3 protein-coding genes are annotated in these 3275 nt (G+C 62.0%); 1 reads left to right on the plus strand and 2 read right to left on the minus strand.

The annotated features are described in order from the left end of the window. Positions 1 to 52 precede the first annotated feature (52 nt). On the minus strand, positions 53 to 973 hold the full coding sequence (locus tag ACFUOZ_RS21240) for a hypothetical protein (protein ID WP_377551991.1): 921 nt from the start codon (positions 971 to 973) through the stop codon (positions 53 to 55). 132 nt (positions 974 to 1105) lie between these two features. Beyond that, entirely contained in the window at positions 1106 to 2782 is a 1677-nt protein-coding gene (locus tag ACFUOZ_RS21245; protein ID WP_377551994.1) for an AMP-binding protein, read from the minus strand. 83 nt (positions 2783 to 2865) lie between these two features. Here ACFUOZ_RS21245 and ACFUOZ_RS21250 point away from each other — a divergent pair, with 83 nt between their 5' ends. Beyond that, entirely contained in the window at positions 2866 to 3144 is a 279-nt protein-coding gene (locus ACFUOZ_RS21250; RefSeq protein WP_262275691.1) for a putative quinol monooxygenase, read from the plus strand. Positions 3145 to 3275 lie beyond the last annotated feature (131 nt).

Raw genomic sequence — 3275 nt, forward strand, 5'->3', positions numbered from 1 at the left:
CTTATGGCCCATGTTTGCCGCATTTATGGGCCATAAGTGACCCCGCGTTGCTTTAGTTGGTGCGGAGTTTGGCTGACCGGATACGAGAGATGACCCCGGCAAACCCCTCCGCCATGTCGTCCGCGTTGACCTTGAAATACGACCATCCCGCACTCAGGAAGGCTTCATCGCGTCGGTTGTCACGGGTCTGCTGTTCGCGCGAAAGGTGATGGGCGCCGTCGTACTGGATTGCAATCCGGAAGCGCCGATACCCGAGGTCGGTCGTTGGCGACCACGGGTTCTCCGGGTCCAGTCGTAACTGCAGTTCCGGCTCGGGCAGCCCCTCGTCCCGCATGGCCAATCGCAGGAACGTCTCGGGATACGAGTCAGCTCCGATCCTCATTTCGTCCAGCGCCAGCCGTGCTTTCTCTACCCCTTGGAGGTTTGGATGCTGCCGGATGAGCAGCCTCAGCCCGGAGCTATAGGCATAAGGTTCAGTCCGCAGCTCCAGGTCGGGCCGGGGCCGGCGAATGAGTTGATCGCCCATGGCGATGACATACGGGAGGGGCATCGACTTGGCAAGATCCAACCAGGTTCTGGGGCGAACCGACACGGGTATGCCTTGATGATCCATGACTTCGCCTGGGAAAACACGGACGCGATGCCCTGTCACTCCGGCCCTCCGGACCCTGGGCAGTTCGTGCGGCTTGCTCAGATGCAGGGTGTCGTTGTTCCCCATCCACGGCGGAAGCCCCAGGCCCGTCAGGATAGCGGCGGTCTCATGAGAGATCCAGGCCCCGGGGGTTGCGGCCGTGAGGACCCGGGCCCGCTCAATGAGTTCCACGTCGGCTCCGCGTGGCAGGTAGATGAGCCGACCGCCGTCGTCGATGTCCTTGGCCCGCAGCCGTTTCCTCGGCACCCCCAGCTCACGCGACTCGTAAATCGTAAAAGGACGGGTGCCGAGAACCTCGGGCAAATGACTGATGCGAACCATGCACTCCAGTCTCTCGGCAGCGAGCACCTCAAATGGAGTTATCCACAGGCCCACTTTCCCAAACTGCAACGCGGGGTCACTTATGGCCCATAAATGGAGGAAACATGGGCCATAAGTGACCCCGCGTTGCTTTCAGAGGTGGAGCCGGGACACCGCTTCCTGGCGCATATCCACTTTGCGGACTTTCCCGGAGACGGTCATCGGGAAGCTCTCGCGGACGTCGATGTAGCGGGGAATCTTGTAGTGGGCCAGCTTGCCGCGGCAGTATTCGGCCAGGTCATCGGCCGTCAGGGGCTCGGCGCCGGGCTTGAGGATGATGCACGCCATCAGTTCCTCGCCGTACTTCGCATCCGGAACGCCGATCACCTGGACGTCCTGGATGGAAGGGTGCAGGTAGAGGAATTCCTCGATCTCACGCGGGTAGATGTTCTCCCCACCACGGATCACCATGTCCTTGATCCGGCCTTCGATCACGAGGTAGCCGTCCTCATCCATGCGCGCCAGGTCCCCCGTGTGCATCCACCCCTCGGCGTCGATGGCTTCTGCGGTCTTGTCCGGCTGTCCCCAGTAGCCCTGCATCACGGCATACCCGCGCGTGCAGAGCTCGCCGATCACACCACGTTCCACCACCTCCCCGGACAAAGGATCCACAATCCTGCTTTCCAGGTGCGGCATGGTCCGGCCCACCGTGGACGTCCGCTGTTCCAGGGTGTCCCCTGCCCGCGTCATGGTGGACACAGGCGAGGTCTCGGTCATGCCGTAGCAGATGGCCACGTCCACCATGTGCATCTCATCGATCACCCGCCGCATCACCTCGATGGGGCACAGCGAGCCCGCCATGACTCCGGTCCGCAGCGTTGAAAGGTCGTAGGACGCAAAATCGGCGAGCGCCAGCTCCGCGATGAACATGGTGGGTACCCCGTACAGCGAAGTCCCCCCGAAATCCTGGACCGCTTCCAGGGCCGCCGACGGGTTGAAGCCACGGCCCGGAATGATGGTGGCGGCTCCGAAGCTAAGCGCATTCAGGTTCCCGATCACCATGCCGAAGCAGTGGTAGAACGGCACCGGTATCACCACGCGGTCATGCTCGGTGTAACCCAGTAGCCGCCCGATGGAGTGCCCGTTGTTGAGGATGTTGTGGTGGGTCAGCGTTGCACCCTTCGGAAAACCCGTGGTCCCCGAGGTGTATTGCAGATTGATGGGATCGTGCGGGTCCAGTTCCGCCATGCGCTCAGGCAGTGCTGAAAGTCCGACGCCGTCAGCCCGGGTCAGGAGCTCGGCATAGCTCAGTTCGTGGCCGGCTTCAGGGACGCCCGCCGTCAGTCCCGCCGTCGGATCACCGGGAAGGAAGACGATCTCCTTGAGTTCGGGACACGTAGCTGCCGCAGCCCTGGCCATACCGACGTAGTCGCTGTTCTTGTCCTTGGGCGCAGTGACCAACATCCGCATGCCGTTCTGTTTCACCACGAATTCGAGTTCGTGGCTCCGGTACGCGGGGTTCACGTTCACCAACACCGCACCTACCTTGGCAGTGGCGTACTGGAGGATGGTCCACTCGGCACAGTTCGGACTCCAGATGCCGATCCGCTCACCCTTTGCCACCCCCACGGCGAGCAGCGCGCGGGCGAGGCGATCGACGTCGTCGTTCAGCTTTTGGTAGCTCCAGCGGCGGGCTTCACCGCCCGGCGAGGCAGCGGCCTCGATGAGCGCGTCCCGCAAAGGGAATTGGGCGGCTATGCGCTCGAAATTGGCGCCAATGGTCTCTTCGAGCAACGGGACGTCGGTGTCTCCGGCGGTGTAGGACAACATGACGGAACGCTACCAAGCCCTGCCGCGCAACAGAACCGTAACCACCTCCAAGGCAGCCGTGTCCTGCCGGTAGGGTTGGACCCATGAGTGCACCCATTGACCTGAAGGCTACGTTCATCCCCAACGAAGGCGAGTTCTTCCGCGTGAAGCTCGCGTTGGAAATCGCCATTGACGAGGTAGTCAACGAGCCCGGCTGCATCCGTTACGAACTGACTGAAGCCACCGAAGAGAAACTCGTCCTCACCGAACGCTGGGAATCCGAGGAACTGCTCGAGAAGCACTCCAAGGGCATCGCGGTGCAGGACCTGAACGAATCCCTCAGTGCTTTGCTGGCCGAGCCTGTGCAGCTGGAACGTCTCTAGCTCCGCGAGTTCGCCTTAAACCATCGAGGTCGCCGGAAATTCGGTATATATCAAGCTGTTTGTGACAGCTGGGTGGGTTTTTGGTGGTTGATTCCGGCCGTGGTTGGCATTCCTGGTGCGGTGGGTCTGCG

The organism is Paenarthrobacter sp. NPDC057355, from assembly GCF_042667405.1.
In the GTDB taxonomy this organism is placed as follows: Bacteria; Actinomycetota; Actinomycetes; order Actinomycetales; family Micrococcaceae; genus Arthrobacter.

Coding starts and splice junctions, on each gene's coding strand:
- ACFUOZ_RS21245 (WP_377551994.1), bottom strand. CDS start 2,782: ATGTTGTCCTACACCGCCGGAGACACCGACGTCCCGTTGCTCGAAGAG.
- ACFUOZ_RS21250 (WP_262275691.1), top strand. CDS start 2,866: ATGAGTGCACCCATTGACCTGAAGGCTACGTTCATCCCCAACGAAGGC.
- ACFUOZ_RS21240 (WP_377551991.1), bottom strand. CDS start 973: ATGGTTCGCATCAGTCATTTGCCCGAGGTTCTCGGCACCCGTCCTTTT.